Origin of the sequence: Acinetobacter sp. MB5 (assembly GCF_003261585.1) — a bacterium.
In the GTDB taxonomy this organism is placed as follows: domain Bacteria; phylum Pseudomonadota; class Gammaproteobacteria; order Pseudomonadales; family Moraxellaceae; genus Acinetobacter.
This window is the reverse complement of the sequence record NZ_POVU01000018.1, coordinates 34,730-52,386: the sequence shown is the minus strand read 5'-3', so window position 1 is coordinate 52,386 and position 17,657 is coordinate 34,730. Positions and strand designations below refer to the sequence as shown.

Annotated in this window: 12 protein-coding genes; 11 read left to right on the top strand and 1 reads right to left on the bottom strand. The window is 41.1% G+C overall.

From position 1 onward, the window contains the following. From C1A47_RS14985 to C1A47_RS14955, 7 genes are all read left to right on the top strand, one after another. On the top strand, window positions 1-515 hold a 515-nt coding region (locus tag C1A47_RS14985; protein ID WP_162625962.1), incomplete at its 5' end, for a DUF2345 domain-containing protein. 4 nt (window positions 516-519) lie between these two features. Next, a complete protein-coding gene (locus C1A47_RS14980) occupies window positions 520-1,206 on the top strand; it encodes a hypothetical protein (protein WP_111895826.1) in 687 nt (228 codons plus the stop codon). Then, complete coding sequence (locus C1A47_RS14975; RefSeq protein WP_111895825.1) at window positions 1,200-1,838, top strand: hypothetical protein; 639 nt, start codon at window positions 1,200-1,202, stop codon at window positions 1,836-1,838. Before C1A47_RS14980 ends, C1A47_RS14975 begins: the two co-directional genes overlap by 7 nt. 680 nt (window positions 1,839-2,518) lie before the next feature. Further along, a complete protein-coding gene (locus C1A47_RS17685) occupies window positions 2,519-2,686 on the top strand; it encodes a hypothetical protein (protein WP_162625961.1) in 168 nt (55 codons plus the stop codon). Then, the gene (locus tag C1A47_RS14965) at window positions 2,679-3,614 is read left to right on the top strand and encodes a hypothetical protein (protein WP_111895823.1); all 936 of its coding nucleotides are present in this window, start codon (window positions 2,679-2,681) and stop codon (window positions 3,612-3,614) included. The genes C1A47_RS17685 and C1A47_RS14965 overlap by 8 nt, the downstream gene beginning before the upstream one ends. Window positions 3,615-3,727: 113 nt before the next feature. Next, entirely contained in the window at window positions 3,728-4,633 is a 906-nt protein-coding gene (locus C1A47_RS14960) for a hypothetical protein (RefSeq protein WP_171294402.1), read from the top strand. A gap of 320 nt (window positions 4,634-4,953) precedes the next feature. After that, the gene (locus C1A47_RS14955; RefSeq protein WP_111895822.1) at window positions 4,954-6,372 is read left to right on the top strand and encodes a phosphate--AMP phosphotransferase; all 1,419 of its coding nucleotides are present in this window, start codon (window positions 4,954-4,956) and stop codon (window positions 6,370-6,372) included. Window positions 6,373-6,385: 13 nt separating this feature from the next. Here C1A47_RS14955 and C1A47_RS14950 read toward each other — a convergent pair whose 3' ends face one another. Then, window positions 6,386-6,892, bottom strand: a complete 507-nt coding sequence (locus C1A47_RS14950; RefSeq protein WP_111895821.1) for a hypothetical protein — start codon at window positions 6,890-6,892, stop codon at window positions 6,386-6,388. Window positions 6,893-7,060: 168 nt separating this feature from the next. On the opposite strand from C1A47_RS14950, the gene C1A47_RS14945 reads away from it, so the two are divergent. From C1A47_RS14945 to rpsO, 4 genes are all read left to right on the top strand, one after another. Then, the gene (locus tag C1A47_RS14945) at window positions 7,061-10,723 is read left to right on the top strand and encodes an exodeoxyribonuclease V subunit gamma (protein ID WP_111895820.1); all 3,663 of its coding nucleotides are present in this window, start codon (window positions 7,061-7,063) and stop codon (window positions 10,721-10,723) included. After that, a complete protein-coding gene (locus C1A47_RS14940; RefSeq protein WP_111895819.1) occupies window positions 10,723-14,445 on the top strand; it encodes a UvrD-helicase domain-containing protein in 3,723 nt (1,240 codons plus the stop codon). Before C1A47_RS14945 ends, C1A47_RS14940 begins: the two co-directional genes overlap by 1 nt. A gap of 107 nt (window positions 14,446-14,552) precedes the next feature. Next, entirely contained in the window at window positions 14,553-16,289 is a 1,737-nt protein-coding gene (recD, locus tag C1A47_RS14935; RefSeq protein ID WP_111895818.1) for an exodeoxyribonuclease V subunit alpha, read from the top strand. 878 nt (window positions 16,290-17,167) lie between these two features. Further along, window positions 17,168-17,437 (top strand): 30S ribosomal protein S15, encoded by a 270-nt coding sequence (rpsO, locus tag C1A47_RS14930; RefSeq protein WP_111895817.1) that lies wholly within the window; start codon window positions 17,168-17,170, stop codon window positions 17,435-17,437. Window positions 17,438-17,657 lie beyond the last annotated feature (220 nt).

Here is a 17,657-nt window from a genome sequence, read left to right as displayed (position 1 = left end):
GTCAGTTTGCGGCACAAGGGGGCATCAAACAGGTGGCAGCCAAAGGCAAGGTAGAACTACAGGCACAGAATGACGGACTGGATGCGATTGCACGTAAGGGCATTCAGATTATCTCGACAGAAGATGAAGTTATTATCAGAGCAAATAGAAAGATCACACTTGAATCAGGAGGATCACGTATCGAAATCAGTAGTGCAGGTATTCGAAATGCTACAGGTCAAGTCTTTGAAGTGAAAGCTAGTCAGCATCAGTTTAAAGGTGGGGAGCAAAAAGCTTATCCTGAATATAAATTACCCGTTTTACATGAATACAGTCAAAAGTTCTTAATTAAAGATTCAAACAATAAAATATTAAAAAATATGAATTATTTAGCTGTCACTAAAAGCGGTGTCTATTATGAGGGTAAAACGGATGAAGAAGGTTATACCAAGCGGATATACCGACCTGAATCCGAAGGCATGCAAGTCTATTTAGGGCAAGAAGCTGAAGAAAAATTAAAAGAAATAAAAGGGTGATCTAATGGGTATTAGACCGAATGGCAAAGGTACAACGGCTTCAAATAAGCCAATAACAGAAATTAAAACAGATATTTATTATGTTGTAATTATGATTGATGCTTCACATCCAGAAAAAGCTTTAATAAAAACTCTAGATGGTTCGACAGCTCATAATCCTATCGCAGAACCAGGGCACGCATTATATTATGTCGTTAAAAATGGCATTATTCAGTCCGTCTTAAGCTTTGGTCCCCGATCTGCTGCTGCCGCTGCAATAGGACCTGCTACCGCGGACTGTACGATGAAAAACATGGTCTATGCTTTTAAGTATAATTTAACTAAAGTTAAAGCAGAGAAACTTATCGAGGAAACTAATTCATGGCGAAACTTAATTACGAACGGTAGTATTTTTTCTAAGGAAGGTAGAATCGTATATAGCGGAATAACAAATGATACATGTGCTGAAACATCACTGCAAATATTAAGACCATATATACCAAGCTTACCAAAAGGTAAAGGTAAAACAGGAACTTATTATGCTTATATCCATGCTATTACCCCTTATTGGCTTTTTGATGATTTAAAAAAAGCTGGAGTACCATATAAGACTTATCCAATTGGTGAAAAATATTATACCAAAGAAGATCCTAAAAAATTAATAAATGAAATATTGCCAGAAAAAAATAGAAGGGATGAAGTAATATGGTAAATAAAATTACTTTAAGTTTAGTAATAAGCTTGTTTTTATTGGCTTGTAGCCAACCTTCTCATATGAAAGAGAATATGAATAGTACCAAAGAGGAACATAATGTGTCTAAAGTTCAAATGACAAAAGAAGAAAAAAATATTGCTGATGAGCAGTTTTTAAAAAGTTTAGAAAATTATCAAATTGCTGAAGAAGACTTTTTATTAATTGCAAAATATGTAATTGAAACAGCAAAGAAATCTGATTTTAAAGAAACGGATCCCATTTTAGGAAAGAAAGAAAGAATGTATAGTAAGGAGTTCTCAGATCCTGAGGTTTCATATCGTTATGAGAATATGCCTAATTATCCTGAAATTGAAGTATATTTAAAATATAGAAAAGAAAATAATAAACTAACTTATATTAGCTTAGCCTATTCAGGATCTGCTGGAGCTTTGAATTTAAAAGAATATAAATTAAATATATTAGATCAACTAGGTTTAAAAGTTATCAAAAAAGAACTTCCAGATGATTCAAATCAAATCTTTGAATACCAATTAACAGATGGAAAATTTAAATATCAAGTTTATGGAAAAGATAATATTGATAATGCTCCACCAAAAGAATTTTATATATTTAGAATATATGTAGATTAAATGACTTTGTTGCATAAATATTTCAAAGGCAGATTTCACCTAGTCTCACCAAAATTAAGCTACAACTTGGGTGTGAGGTCTGCCTAATTTTTATACTCATACACAGTAAGAGCTGATCTTCCAAGAAAAGCATGGTTGGTCTACTTTTTATAAGGATCTGTTTTTTCATGTCTTCAACGATTAAATCAAAGGTTGACCATGAGATGCCTGTGTATCGCTTAAACTGAGTTTCAGGAAGCTTTTTAAAGTCGAGATATTTCATGGGGCGATTATGCTTCAAAATCTGAAACTTTGCAGAATGATTTTTTAATCTAAAAGTTGGGTGTTTTTTGATTTATGAAAGAGGTCTAATAGTGGATCAAATCAATTCCCAAATTTAAATTTTGAAAATGCATTGTATATAATAAAAAATTATAGAAAACTATGGTTATATATCAATATATATGGTGTGTCAGGTTTAATTTTTTCAGGTATGGGTTGCTTTCTTTTAATCTTGGCTAAATTGTGACTGAAAAACTATTAAATAATCTGTATTAAAAAATAATCAAATTCCTGCAAAAGATAAGGAATTATTTTATGAAAATATGAAAATATGAAAATATGAAAATATGAAAATATGAAAATATGAAAATATGAAAATATGAAAATATGAAAATATGAAAATATGAAAATATGAAAATATGAAAGATGATGAAGATTTGTATGATAAAAATCTAAGAATGAGATTTATTTTAAGAATCGCTAAGGAGTTTCATCAAGTCATGAAAAAGTATGAAAAGAATATGTCAGGCTATCTCAGTCATATTGCAAATAATAATATTGTAGATGGAGCAGGTATTTATGATTAAAAGAATGAGGTATATTTTAATTATATCTGCCATAGTAGCTTTAGGATTTGGTTTAAGTATATATGCCGATACAACATCTCAACATGTAAGTAAAAAAGTTATGCCAGCACAAAAGAAAAATGGATATTACGAAATAAACCTTAAGATGGGTGGTTCACTTAAGGATATGTATATACAGAATTCGAGTATATTTGAAGGTGAGCCTCCAGTAGAAACAGCTCCTACATCTGATATTGGCGTTAGAATAGATCGACCCAATATACCAATGTCTGAAGATAAACTGATTAAACTACAACTTCAAGATCAACAAGGGCGTACATTATTTAATATAGATCATATTCGTGATTTAATGATTACAAGTGATCGTAATCATTTTAAAGAAGGGATTACAGATATTGACTTTAGTTATGTATGTAGTGATCGTAGTGAGATAGGTATGGAGGAAATGTACCAATGCTTTAATGGTTTTGTATCTAACTTAAAAGAGAATGGCTGGAGAAATTATTTTCCTTTAATGGATGCAAGGATAAAAAGAAAAGATACTGTGAATCCAAAATTAAAAGATATAAATACTGGTGTAGATGTTTTTTATTTTGATAATTTTGATAAATGGAAAGATTATTATAAAGATATAGAAAATATACGAGATATTTGGCTTTTAGAAAAAAATGGGATTGTTTTAATTTTTTCAAAAGATGTTGCTGCAATTGATACAGCTTTTAGTGTTCAATTGTTAACACAGTTTAGTCGTTACTATTATCGATATGATATAGATGAAGATATTCGAGCTAAAGAATGGAAAAAATATTTACAAAAAGATTTACAGAAATGGAAAAATGAACGTAATTTTGATGAAGAAAAAGTAAAACGACTCGGTTTTGAGATTGATGAAAGTTATCAAGATACGCCACTTAAGTTTGCTCAATAGAAATAAAAGCCCTGATTGGGCTTTTTATTTTAAATAAATTTGTTTATAGGATATGAGTTTTTAAAATAATTAAGCACTATATTTAATAGTGACTAAGGATTGGATACCTTGTAATGATGGAAAAATTTAAATCTTATTTCAATCTGACTTTAATTTTAATATTGGGATGGTCTTTTGTTGGTTGCCAACCCAGTACAAAGCATAGCGAGAATAATACAGTGAATGAGCAACCTTATATTCTACATTTAGGCCAGCAAGGCATTAGTGATTTTGTTAAATATAATGATGGTCAGGTGGATCGTCAGCCAGCTGGAGCAGGCTTCAGAGAACTAGATTTTTCTCCTCCACATTTAGGCAAAATTAGAATTGAGAATGGCCCAAATAGTTTTGTGATTGATCATATTTTTTCTGTTTTAGGTACATCTTTCAATCAGGCCGATGGTATTCAAGGTTTAGATATTGATGCAGGTTTAAATAAAGACGAGTTTGTGAGTCCAGAACAAGCCTATCAAGGCTATGTAAATTTAATGAAGCAATTAAATCAAGCAGGATGGAAAAATTATTTTTATAGAAGTGATGCCAGAATCTCGATTAAAGATAACATTAAGTATCTACTTGAATGGGGAGATATAATTGATCCGAATTATATTTTTAATTATGAGGAGTGGAAAAAAATTGTTATTTCAAAGCGTAATGGAAGCTTAGGATATACGTTGTATGCTAATGGTGTCATCTTAAAATTGAGTATAGATAAAACAAATGAAAAAGATGGTAAAGAACAATATATGGTGCGCTATGCTTTCGATACTGTCCGCTATAATCAAAGAAATTTGATCGATGATGCCGAACATAATATTGATACATATAAAATGACAGCGACGGAATTAGAGCAAGCATTTAAAAAGGAATTAGTATTGGACAAAAAGGCAAGAGAGATTGATGAAAAAGAAGCCATTTCAAAAGGTTATCACATAGATGAGAATTATGTTGATCCTGATATTTGGCCGTATGTGAAATAGTAAAGATTCATCCTAGCTTAAAACTATCCCGATACTTGTCCGCAGGAACTTCTACCTTTGAGAATTCAGCCAGAACCTAAATATGGTTGTTAATCAACTAGGTGTATTAGATTGGGTTAAAAAAAGCCGACTGGTTTCCAATTGGCTTTTTTCTGGGTTTTTAGTGCGATGAAAATATTTTAAATTTTTGATTTAAAACACACAAAAGTTTAGAAGTTATGAATAGCCAGCAAAGGTTATTTCACCTGTTTTGACCATTGATCTAGGCCGAGTGTAGTATCATGCTAGAGATAAAAATGAACAAGCACAGGCCGTTTAGTATGGATCAAAGTGTAGAACCAGAAAAAATTAAACATGATCATCAACTTTCTTTTGATCTTATTGAAGCCCAATACCGCCTGCGCAATAGCCGTGGTTCAGACCACAGCAAAAGTGTCCTGATTATTGTCAGTGGGATTGAACTTGCGGGTAAAGGTGAAGCTGTCAAGCAACTGCGTGAATGGGTCGACCCGCGTTATTTATATGTCAATGCTGAGCCACCACAGTTTTTCAACAACAAGCAACCCTTTTGGCAGCCCTATGCACAGGCGATTCCTGCTCAAGGGCAGGTGGTCGTCCTATTTAGTAACTGGTACAACGACCTGCTGAATACCGCCATGCATGTCTCTAAACCTTTAAATGACACCATGTTCGATGCCTACATTCACCAAATGCGTAAATTTGAACAGGATCTTAAAAACAATCAGGTCGATGTAATTAAGTTCTGGTTTGACTTGTCGTGGAAATCTCTACAAAAGCGCCTCGACAATATGAATCCTTCCGAGGAAAAATGGCATAAATTACATGGCTTGGACTGGCGCAACAAAAAACAATATGATGATTTGCAACGCTTACGCCAGCGTTATAGCGATGACTGGATCCTGATTGACTGTGAAGATAAGCATCAGCGTAACCGTGAGTTCGCACAGCATTTATTGCTGGCCTTTAAAGACTTACCCAAACATACAGGCTTGGTATCTGAACATTGGCCCCAAGCCACAATCCCAGAAAACTTGTTCAATATTAGTCATCCAGAAATTAATAAAAAAGACTATAAGACCGAACTGAAAAAACTGTCACGAAAGGTCGGGGATTGTTTACGCAACAACCAACATCGAGTCGTCATTGTCTTTGAGGGAATGGATGCAGCAGGTAAAGGTGGAGCGATCCGTCGTATTGTCAAAAATCTCGATCCACGTGAATACGACATTCACTGTATTGCTGCTCCTGAGCGTTATGAAAAACGCCACCCGTATTTATGGCGTTTCTGGACAAAACTGGAAAAATCCAGCCCGATTACTATTTTTGACCGTTCTTGGTATGGTCGGGTGTTGGTCGAACGGGTAGAAAGCTTTTCGGCAGATTTTGAGTGGCAACGGGCCTATGAGGAAATGAACCGTTTTGAAAAAGATTTGGTGGATACACAAACCATTGTGATTAAATTCTGGCTGGCGATCAGTAAAGACGAGCAAGCTGACCGTTTTAAAATTCGCCAAGAAATGCCACATAAGCGCTTTAAAATCACCAGTGATGACTGGCGCAATCGTGCCCGATGGGATGATTATCTAAACGCAGCATCGGATATGTTTAATTTGACCAATACGGTGTATGCGCCGTGGCATATTATTTCGACTGACAGCAAACGTCAGGCGCGGCTAGACATTATGCGGGTGATTTTAAAACGGTTAAAGGCGGAGTAATCCGCCTTGTGGTTTAGCTGACAGGTTGGGCTTTTTGTTTCAGTTGAATGCGTTTTGCCAGTTGATAGCAATCTTCGACATGGGCAGAGGCAATTTTCTTAAATACCAAATAGCCCAGACTGGCTGCAACCACTTGCCCACCCAGTGGAATAAATTTAGAGACTTGTTTAGTCAGCATTTTTCCGACAAAGCCATTAAAGGATTTTTTAACTCCAGTGCGCGCCACCATCAGCCCTGAAAATTGTACACCACGTTTACGTAGTTCCTGCCAGTGAATTTCACGGGTTTTCGGATCATAGACGCTGATGTGTTCGCGGTCGAGTCCAAACTGTTCATTAATTTCAGGAATCAGTTTCGATAAAATCCCGACATCGACCACCACATCTAAAAATGGCACAGGAATGACCGCAGCACCCGCAGACAGGCAGGCGCGTTTTCGGGCGAGACCTAAACAGAGACGGCGAATTTGCTCTAGATTCAAGTCAGGGTCAATTGAATCGGGAATATGCTCAATTTTCATAAAGTCCTTACCTGTTTTTGCATTATTTTTACTTGCAATTGATTCATGCTGATCACAACATATTGTTTTTTAAAATGACATAATTCAAGTTGAAGAAATAGTCTAATCTGTGTGTCAATTTGTGCAGATTGCAGACATTCTGCAAGAATAGAGTGAGAAAAGTGATTTATGGGTATTCATGTTTGTCAAAGCCAGCGTTTAGAACTGTTGTTGCAAACCCTGTTAGCCCAGATCAGTCAGGCAGAACGCCATCCCTTACAGGTGCTGAAACAGCAGCATTTTGTGGTGCCGAGTGCAGCCGTCGAGCAGTGGCTAGAGCAGCAAATTTCGCAGCATCATGGGATTAGTGCCAATCAGCTTTATCATCAGCGCATACAGACGTTTCAGTGGTATGCCTATCAACAAGTCTTGGACAATAAAGACCAAGTCCGCCAAGCCAACATTCCCCGACTGGTGATGCAGTGGCGCATTTATGAAGCTCTGAAACCGTATATAGAACCTGAACAGCTCAGTGTGTCGGCCGAGCATCCGCTGTATAGCATCGTGCAGCGCATTTATGACAGTGCCGCACATTTAAGCCAAGGTCTACAGCAGCAACTCAAAAAACAAAACATGCTGTACTGGGTGGCAGAGCAGGTGTCGCGGGTCTTTAGTCATTACATGATTTATCGGGGGCAATGCCAGCACCACTGGCATGAGCCGTGTAGCTGTCCACAAAACTGGCTAAAAGCGTGGGGCAATAACCGTGAACTGAACATCGAGCAACTCTTCCAAGCCGATGAACACGGCATTGCGCTGTATCAACTGGAGCAGGTACAGCAGCTTGAAGCATGGCAGCGCTGGCTGTGGCAGGAAGTCTTTCATGCCGACTTTGTGCAGATGCAGCAGATTGACCGAGATTTCTGGGCAATTTTGGATGACCCAGAACGCCGTAAAGCAGCACTGAAACGTTTGCCGCAACAATTACTGATATTTACCGTACTGGATTTGCCACCGACTCAACTGCAATTTTTGCGTCGTTTGGGGCAGTACTTAGAAGTGGTGATTTTGCACTATAACCCTTCGCAGGAATATTGGGCGGATAGTGTCGATCCGAACTGGAAAAAACGCTATGACCTTGGGGTCAAACAGCGCTTTTTGCAAAAGCATCCCCAAGCATCGGATGCCGATCTGCAACGTTTCTTTGATGAATTTACTCTCAATTTTAATGCCGAAGCGCGTGAATCCCGTCATCCCTTATTGACCCGTTTTGGTAAGCAGGCACGTGACCATTTCTCGTTGTTGTCGCATTTGTCTTCGGGGGAAGAAGGGCAATGGGTCGATCTGTTCGATGAAGATTATTCCGACAGCTTGTTGGGCAAAATCCAGTCTGATGTGTTGTATCTAATGGAGCCTGAAAAGCATCAGTTTGAACTTGCCTCTGATGATCAGTCTATTCAGGTGCACGTCTGTCATTCGGCATTACGTCAGCTCGAAGTGTTAAAAGATCAGTTGTTGCACTGGCTTGCAGAGGGTACAGCACAACAGCCACGTCGACTGGATGATATTCTGATTTTAACCCCGAACATCAAGGCGCTCGAACCACATATTCGCAGTGTATTTGCACCGCCACCACGTTTGCAAAACGCACAGCAAGCGCCGTATTTGCCTGTCAAAATTGGTGGTGTGGCTCAGCTCGATATGACTCAGGCATGGCAGGCGGTGTATGGGCGGATTCAGTTACCGCATGGACGTTTCCAGTTTGAGCAGTTTGCTGACTGGCTCAGTTTACCTGCCACCCAGCAGCGTTATGCCTTGGATATTACTCAGACGCAGCGTGCCTTGCAGTTATTGACCCAAGCAGGTTTTAAACGCGGTTTAGATGAAGCACATCTGGCGCGTCAGCTCAGTCCCGATGATCAGGATTACCGTTTCAGTTTTAAATTTGCCCTTGACCGTTTGGCACTGGGCATAGCCATTCCTGAACATGTGCTGTTTGAAGGCACGTTGAGCTATGCAGAGGTATTGCCAAGCGACTTTGAACTGATTGCCAGTTTGATCGAGATTTATGAAGATTTGGCGCTGCGTCGGGACTGGCTGATTTTGCATGAACTTGGGCAAAACCATACTGTTGAGCACTGGCTGTATCAGATTCAGCAAGATATTCACGAGTTTCAGCAGGCAGGCGTGACTGCGCTCGGTGCAGCCTATGAAATGGTGCGTAAACAGATTCGTATGCTGACCCTGTCGGTGCATTATCAAAAACAGCAACACTCGCCACAGGTCGCCTTGCAGAATTTTAGTCTGCCGCTTGGGGTGATTTTGCAGGAAATTCAACAGCAGCTCGACAGTCAGTTGGATCAGGCTGAACCGAGCGGACAGATTACTTTTAGTCAGATTGGACAGATTCGCCCGTTACCGTATCGTTTGGTGGTGATGCTGAATTTGGATAGCGGGCAGTTTCCAAGCCGACAGACCCATACCCCATTTGATCTGATGCAAAGTTTGCGTCCACAACTCGGTGATCGTTCCCGTCTGGAAGATGATCAGGGTGCATTTTTAGATGCACTGCTCCTCGCCAAAGAGCAGCTCTGGTTATTTTACAATGGCTTTGATGTCAATGATGGCGAAGTGCGTCAGCCATCGAGTGTGTTGCAAGAACTGCTAGACCATATTGCCTTTATTGTGACATCGCAACAGCCCGATGCTCAAATTGCGCCGACTGTGGAATATGCAGGTCTGGACATTCCGCAGCATCTGCAAAGTCTGTATCAGGTGCATCCACTACAACCTTTTGACCTACAAGGTTTCACACCTGAGCATCTGCGTTATCGGGATCAGTGGTTTACGGTGGCACAGCAAATTCAACACGCGACAGGGCAACGTCAGCCGTGGAGTAATCAAACTTTTGAAATATCTGACAGTGATGTGATTATGCTGAATAGCCAGCAGTGGCTCAATGACATGACTTTTCCTGCGCAGTTGTATCTGAAAACGCTTGGCGTGGAAAATCTGCGCATGCAGGATTTGCCTGATGAAGTCGAACCCTTGCTGCTTGATGGTTTGGGGCGCTATAGCCTGCGCGAATTTTTACAGCAGCAAGACACGGCAAGTACCGCATTGCTACAAGACCGTTTGCCTGTCGGCAAAACGCAGCACAGTGCGTGGCAACTCAGTCAGTTAGAACATCAGCAACTTCTAAGCCAGTTACAGCAATATGCCCCTGCACCGAGTGCCACCACAGGGCAAACGTTGCATTTGCGGGATAACTTGCACATGCGCATCGTGATTCCTAAACTGCATGAACAAGACTGGGTCAGTCTGAATCCATCGAGTGCCCGTGCCGAGCGCCGTGCCAAAACATGGCTCGAATATTTGCTGTGGCTGAGCTACTTAAATTTGGGTGAACAGGGCACAGCCTTGAAACGGATTGTGGTGTTTAGTGATCGTACCCTGATTTGTCAGGGACTCAGTTCGGCACAGGCACAAGCTTATCTGCAAGAATGGTTTAAGGCGTGGGATTATGGACAAACTACGCCGTTGGTGTTGCCTGCGGCATTGCTGCTCAAACCACTGGAAAGTGGCAAAGAGCTTGAATGGCAAGCCGATGAACAGGGCAAGATGCAGCTGGTTGAACCTGAAAAAAATCTATTCAAACAATGGCAAGGCAGCAATAATTACAACAGCCTCTTTTCAATCACAGAAGATTGTTCAACCCAGTATCACGATGACTGGCAGTTTATTTTGCAGGAGCAAGATGCCGACCTGTTATTGCAGGATGCCTGTCAGCGCTTTGCTTATGCCTTATATGCGCCGATTTACCAGTACCAGCAAGCGGTGGAGCATGCCTAATGAACACGACTCGCATTTCAACCACCCCGATTCACGATATTCAATTTAAAGGCTTACACTGGATTGAAGCTTCGGCAGGTTCAGGCAAAACCTTTACCTTGTCGAGCCTGATGGTACGGATTTTACTGGAACAATATTTACCGCGTCAGGTGATTGCCACCACCTTTACCCGTGCGGCAGCAGCCGAACTGAAAAGTCGTATTCGTAAACGTCTGCAAGAAAGTTATGTGTTTTTTGATGCACGGCGCAGTAACACGGCAGAAGAAAATCAGGGTTTTGCCGAGCAGTGCAGTGATCCCTTACAAGCCAAAATCCTGAGTCAGTTTGCGCATCAGGTCGGTTATGCTTGTGAAAGGCTGAAACTGGTGATTGACCAGCTCGATGAACTGTTTGTCGGAACACTGGACAGCTTTAGTCAAAAGTTGCTACGGGAGTTTGCCTTTGAAAGTGGCAAAATTGAGCGCGCCGAAATTACGGATCAAGCCAAACAGTACACACGCCAATTGGTGCATGACATTTTACGCGAATGGATTCAGGCACAGCCGCAGCAGTTGATTGACTGGCTGTATATCAGTGGCGAACTTGGACGAGTCGACAGTTATGTTGATGTGGTAGAAAAGAGCCTGAATTTTAGTAATGCTCAGTTTCAAAGTGTGCAGACTACTGATTTTCAGACCGATGAACTCTTGCAGCAACGTCAGCAGTTGAGTGGGTTTGATGTCAGTCATTTGACGGCATTTTATTTGCCGACAGGTGAATATTTTAAAGGTGTGAGCGGCACTTATTTTAAAAAAGACAGTTTTACGGTGCTGTTGAGTGAACTGATTCCAAGTGCAGTGTCACTGATTTTAAACGAAGACGGTCAGGGGTTTTTTAACCCAAGTTTTAGCGAAAGTCGCAATAAACTATTCAAGTTTGCAGACCTGTTTCAACAGCAAAAAATCTTCTCTAAAAAATGTCCTGTGGATGCTGCCGAGCAATTCTATGCCGATGCACAGCTTCATGCTTTTTTGAAGGTCTTAGAATGTCTATCTAACATGCAGCAGTCTTTGCAAGATACGGGCACATTTCTGAAGTTTTACCTGTGTCAGGAAGTCAAAAAACGGCTGCCACAGTTATTACAACAACATGGTGAAACCACCTTTTCGCAGCAAATCCGTACACTGGCAGAAGCTTTACAGGGCGAGCAGGGGCAAAAATTTGCGGCTTTTGTACAAAGTCGTTACCCGCTGATTTTGGTGGATGAGTTTCAGGACACCAACCAAGATCAGGACGATATGTTGGCGAGTATCTGGCGGCATCCACAGCGTTATAGCCAAAGCTGCATGATTATGGTCGGTGACCGTAAACAGGCCATTTACGGCTTTCGTGGCGGAGACATGCTGACCTTTATCAAGGCGCATCAGGATGTAACGCAAAAGGCAGGTCAGTTTTATCAACTGGTGTTTAACCAGCGTTCGATTCGACCACTGGTTGAAGTGGTGGATGCTTTGTTCCTGCGGCAGCCCGATTTTGGTGAACAGGTCATCTATTATCCTGTGCAGGCGGGGCATCGTCCGCATCCTACTCTGATTGATCGTGATCAGGAAAATCCGCAGCCGTTGCGCTGGCTGAGTATTCCTGAAAAACAGCCTGCCCCTGAACAGGTGGCGTGGCAAATTCGTCAGTTGTTGAATCAGTCGGCACAAGGGCAACTGTATTTTGCCGAAAGTACAGGCTCACGAGCGCTGATCGCCGATGATATTGCAGTGCTGTCCAAGAATCATGATGGTTTGGATCAGGTGCAATATGTACTGGAGCGCATGGGGATTCGGGTCAATCGTCCTGCTAAACGCAGCGTGTTTGATAGCTCAATGGCTAAAGATGTTGCGGCAGTCCTCACGGCAATTTTAGAGCCTTACCACGAAGCCAAACTGAAACGAGCTTTATTGAGTCGTCTGTTTGGTCTGACATTGAAACAACTGGTGGAGCTACAAGCCCAAGCCGATGGCTTGAGTCAGTATATTGTTGAGTTTGACCATGTGCGTGAGTTGTGGATGACACGCAATTTCCTGACAGCATGGCAGTATTTGTTGCAGCGTTTTGACGTCTGGCAAACTGTAGTCGCAAGCCAAAGTCGTGACAATGAGCGGGTGGTGGTGAATTTACGTCATCTGACTGAATTGCTCAGCCAGCACAGTGGGCAATATCAGGGTGCACAGAACCTGTATCACTGGTATATGACGCAGCTCCAAAAACCAAGCGATCGGGAATGGGAACTCGAACGCAAGTTGTCCAGTGCGGCAGGCGTGCAACTGATGACTATTCATCAGTCCAAAGGTTTGGAGTTTAAAATTGTCTTTTTACTCAATGCCGATGGCAAGTTTAACGAGCAAAATAAACAACTGAATTTCTCGATGGTCGAACAGCTTAATCCGCAGACACAGCAGCTCGAAGCGCAGCGCGTGATTGCGATCCATGATAAAGAAAAATTGCTACAAGCCGATTTAGATCAGCATCAACTGCGTCTTGAAGCCGAACAGCATCGGCTTTGGTATGTCGCGCTGACCCGTGCCAGTTATCGAGTCTATGCCGTGTTGCAAGACCATAAAGGCAACTCCACCACAGGTTTGGCATTTTGGAAAAATCAGGCAGGAGCGTTTCAACACCCTGCCAGTGCCGATGCCATCTTGTTAACTGAATGTCCTAAGCCAATTATTGCGACTGAAACTCAAACTGTGACTAAGCTACAGGCTTTAGCTTTGCCGAATAAACGCTTTTATCCAAGAGCGCGCACCAGTTTTACAGGATTGGCGCAGCATCTATCTCGGCAGCAAGCCAAAGATGTATTGGCAGAATATGTCGGAGAGCAACAAGCGGCTGAAGATGAATGGCAAGCGGTCTCACCACAAGTCCAATTTGCAACTCAGCAAGAACAGTTGCCGTGGATTCAGCGCCAGTTTCCACAAGGCACCCATGCAGGGAACTTTTTGCATGGCGTTTTTGAGCATTTAGATTTTCAGCAAAATGAAGACTGGGCGTATGAAATCCGCCGCCGTTTTAAAAATGATGATATTTATTTATGGCAGCAGTTATTGGAACGTTATCAGCAGCGCCATGATCTACCGAGCGATACGGTGCTAGAAGATTATGCCTTAAGTGAAGTCCAAGACTGGTTGGCAAAAATTCTGGCGACTCCGATTCATGCTGATTTTTGTTTGCAGCAGTTAAGTCCTGAACAGCATTTGGCTGAGTTTCCATTTTTTATGGCGCTCTCCGATCAGGTCTTTGCGGTACAGCGCCTGCATGCTTTGTTTCAAGAATACCAACTGTATATGCCTGAGTTTAATCCCGCCGAATCAGCACGCTATTTAAATGGTGCAATTGACTTGGTCTATGAGCATAAGGGACGGTTTTATATTGCTGACTATAAGAGTAACTATTTGGGTGATCGCTTGCAGGATTATCACGCAACAGCGATTGGGCAGAACATGTCACAAAGCAGTTATTGGTTACAGGCGAGTCTTTATTTGGTAGCACTGCATCGTTATTTGCAGACACGTCTGGAAAATTATGCGATTGAGCAGCACTTGGGTGGGGCCAGTTATTTGTATTTGCGAGGGATGTCGGCACAAGCAGGATTCGGCAGTTATTTCTGGCAACCTGAGCCTGAGTTTATTTTGCGACTTGATGCAATTTTAGGCTATGCAAAACCGCAGATGTTGGAAAATAAAAGTGCATAAAATGATTAAGTGTATAAAAAACAAATGTTTAAATTGTGGACAACTTTGGGTATAACTCTGTTGATATCTATGTGTATAAGTCTGAGGATAACTGAAGGAAAAACAAGATGATGCCAGAGCAGCAGGAAAATTTAGTCTGGGCTGAAAAGTGGGCAGAGTATCTGACAAATCGAGTGGCAAAGTCAAGCGAAAATGTCGAAGTAATCACACATATCCGTCAATTGTTTTTGGCGAAAGCCCGTGGCGATAGCTGTGTAAATTGTAGCCATGATCAAGCGCAGCAATTAGGCTCATTATTGAGCTCCTCGGCGCAGCCGATTGCACCATTTGTTTATGATGGACAAGCCTTATTTTTGTATCGTTATTTTGCTTTGGAGCAGCGGCTTGCCCAACAGGTTCAGCGCTTATATCAACAACAACCAACAACTGTTGATACCTCAGCATATACGTCATTGTTATCCGATCAATATCAGCAGCAAGCATTGCAAAGGGTCGGGCAGTCGGCACTCAATATCATTACAGGTGGGCCTGGAACAGGAAAAACCTATACGCTGGCGCGAATCGTAGCCGTGCTAAATCACAGTTTGCCTCATTTACGGATTGCTATGGCTGCACCGACAGGGAAAGCAGCGCAGCGGATGCAGGAAGCCTTGCAAGGATCTTTTAATGATCCAGAGTTACAGCAACAAGGACTCATTCAGCAAGCGCTATTACTGCTAAAACCTGTCACCTTGCATCGTTTACTCAGCATTGGGCAACAAGGCAAAGCCAAATTTACAGCGCAGCAACCTTTGCCTTATGACCTGATTGTGGTGGATGAAGCCTCAATGCTGGATCTGAATTTGGCCACTTTATTGTTTGAAGCCATTCCTGATCATGCTCGCCTGATTTTACTCGGTGATGCACAGCAGTTGGCATCGGTCGATGTCGGTTCAGTACTGGCGGATTTACAGCAAACACAAAAGTTACAAGACTGCCGTGTCAACTTGGTGACGAGCCGACGTTTTAGTGATGATGCTTTGATTGGGAAAATGGCACGTTTCATTCAAGAGGTGACTGCCCGACAGCTTGATGCAACACAGGTCTTGGCTCAGTTTGAACAAGAAGTAGTGAGTGCAGGGCAGTTACACAGCATCGACCTGCCTCAAATTGTTAAAGATCATATCCAGCTTCAGTATTTAAATGCGGAGACTTCGACTGAGCAGGCCTTGCAACAGCTCTGGACAGGCTTTCAAAGCTATCAACGTAGCCTGATTGCCTATTTACAAAGTGAGCGTTCGAAAGCCGATGTTGAACAGGTGATAGCGAGTTTTGATCAGTACCGTATTTTGACTGCTATTCACCACGGAGAGTTGGGGTTAGAGCAGATCAATCTGTTTATGCAAAGACAGTTATTGGCTGCATTACTTCCTTATACGCAAGAGGTAGGTGATTGGTATGTTGGAAGACCCGTCATGATGACAGAAAATGATGATCAGTTAGGACTTGCCAACGGTGATATAGGCATCTGTTTTTTACACCGCACAGATGCTCAGCAGTTTGAAGTGTTTTTTCCGAGCTTGCAAAAATGGATCATTACACAGCGCTTGCCTAAAAATATTGCAACCGCATTTGCACTGACGATCCATAAATCGCAAGGCTCTGAATTTGCACATACCGCTGTGGTACTTGATGCCCCTGCTGAAAAATTGTTGAGCCAAGAACTGATTTACACGGCCATTACTCGTGCCAAGAAAGCCGTGTCATTGCTCGTCGATCGGGCTGCATTTGCTCAGGCATTAACCTGCCAGACAGTTAGACAGAGTGGTTTGGTTAGAAAAATTGAACAATTAAGAGAATTATAAAGTATAGGTGAATAATAACCAGTTGTGTAAGCAATGGCTTACACGAAATAGAGAAATTGTCGCATGGCCTACAAAGCTTGATGTTCAGTACTATGGTTTTGCTAAATGATTTAGCACGGATCGCTAAGTCACAATCGCATAAAAATAAGAATAGTCTGATTGACAGCGAACTTACAGGATGTGAGTCACAAGCAGGAAACTTACAGCCACTAAACCTTGTAGTTTTGGGAGAGACTACAGGGTTTTTTTATATTCTTCATATTTAATATTGTAAACAGTTATGAATAGTTGAAAATGAACCTGTCGGTTTTTTTTGAATGAAAAATCTTTAATTTTTGACTGTAAGTTTTTGTATCAAATGGTCAATACAATTAAATATATAAAATCATATGTATAATTTTAAATTGTATTATAAATCATTGAAAGTAATTATCTTTTTTTAATGAATGTGGAGGTGGTGTATTTCTTGAGTATTTTAATCGTGTTTTTTTTGTAAGTTTTTGCTTACATTAGCTTAAGAGAACGCCCATATGTACCTCACGGTTTTTATGAGAACATTACTCACATGGAAACACAAGCTCAAGTTAGGATGTTGACAATTCACCTAAGAAGCGTGGGTTCGACCGCTCATAAAAATAACTAGCTTAAAACAAGAAACTACAGCGTACAAAAGCCCAAACATAATACCGTTTGGGCTTTTGCATTTTTTTTCTGATTTAGATAAAAATACTTTCATACTATGCTTTTTTTGCAATCGTCTAAAATTTCACTTAAAATAAACCCCTTGCTGTAGTGATGCACGGCAATCAATTAGTTAATTATTTTAACTTTTTGATAAATATCATCTTTTTAAATTTTAAGCATCTCGGAGAAATCGAATGGCTTTAACTAACCAAGACCGCGCAGAAATTATTGCTAAATTTGCACGTGCAGAAAATGACACTGGTTCACCAGAAGTACAAGTTGCTTTGTTAACTGCTCAAATCAATGACTTACAAGGTCACTTCAAAGAGCACAAACACGACCACCATAGCCGTCGCGGTTTGATCCGTATGGTTAACCAACGTCGTAAGTTACTTGACTACTTAAATGGTAAAGACCACGGTCGTTACACTGCATTGATCGGTGCTTTAGGTTTACGTCGTTAATTCGATTTGGGCTTACTTTTCGGTATTTCGAATGTTTCTGACTTCGTCACTGAAAATCGAGCTAGGCTTAGCTTGCTAAGCTATTCTAGAAGGGGCGAATATTCGCTCCTTCTTCGTGTCTAATATCTAGTGAGGTCGGCTTCTAAGCTTTGTCATTTATTGCAAAATTGTGCTGTGAATGCCAAACCTTAGGGGTCTCCACTAGAAAAACTGTTCAAAA

Coding starts and splice junctions, on each gene's coding strand:
- C1A47_RS14980 (WP_111895826.1), top strand. CDS start 520: ATGGGTATTAGACCGAATGGCAAAGGTACAACGGCTTCAAATAAGCCA.
- C1A47_RS14975 (WP_111895825.1), top strand. CDS start 1,200: ATGGTAAATAAAATTACTTTAAGTTTAGTAATAAGCTTGTTTTTATTG.
- C1A47_RS17685 (WP_162625961.1), top strand. CDS start 2,519: ATGAAAGATGATGAAGATTTGTATGATAAAAATCTAAGAATGAGATTT.
- C1A47_RS14965 (WP_111895823.1), top strand. CDS start 2,679: ATGATTAAAAGAATGAGGTATATTTTAATTATATCTGCCATAGTAGCT.
- C1A47_RS14960 (WP_171294402.1), top strand. CDS start 3,728: ATGATGGAAAAATTTAAATCTTATTTCAATCTGACTTTAATTTTAATA.
- C1A47_RS14955 (WP_111895822.1), top strand. CDS start 4,954: ATGGATCAAAGTGTAGAACCAGAAAAAATTAAACATGATCATCAACTT.
- C1A47_RS14950 (WP_111895821.1), bottom strand. CDS start 6,892: ATGAAAATTGAGCATATTCCCGATTCAATTGACCCTGACTTGAATCTA.
- C1A47_RS14945 (WP_111895820.1), top strand. CDS start 7,061: ATGGGTATTCATGTTTGTCAAAGCCAGCGTTTAGAACTGTTGTTGCAA.
- C1A47_RS14940 (WP_111895819.1), top strand. CDS start 10,723: ATGAACACGACTCGCATTTCAACCACCCCGATTCACGATATTCAATTT.
- recD (WP_111895818.1), top strand. CDS start 14,553: ATGATGCCAGAGCAGCAGGAAAATTTAGTCTGGGCTGAAAAGTGGGCA.
- rpsO (WP_111895817.1), top strand. CDS start 17,168: ATGGCTTTAACTAACCAAGACCGCGCAGAAATTATTGCTAAATTTGCA.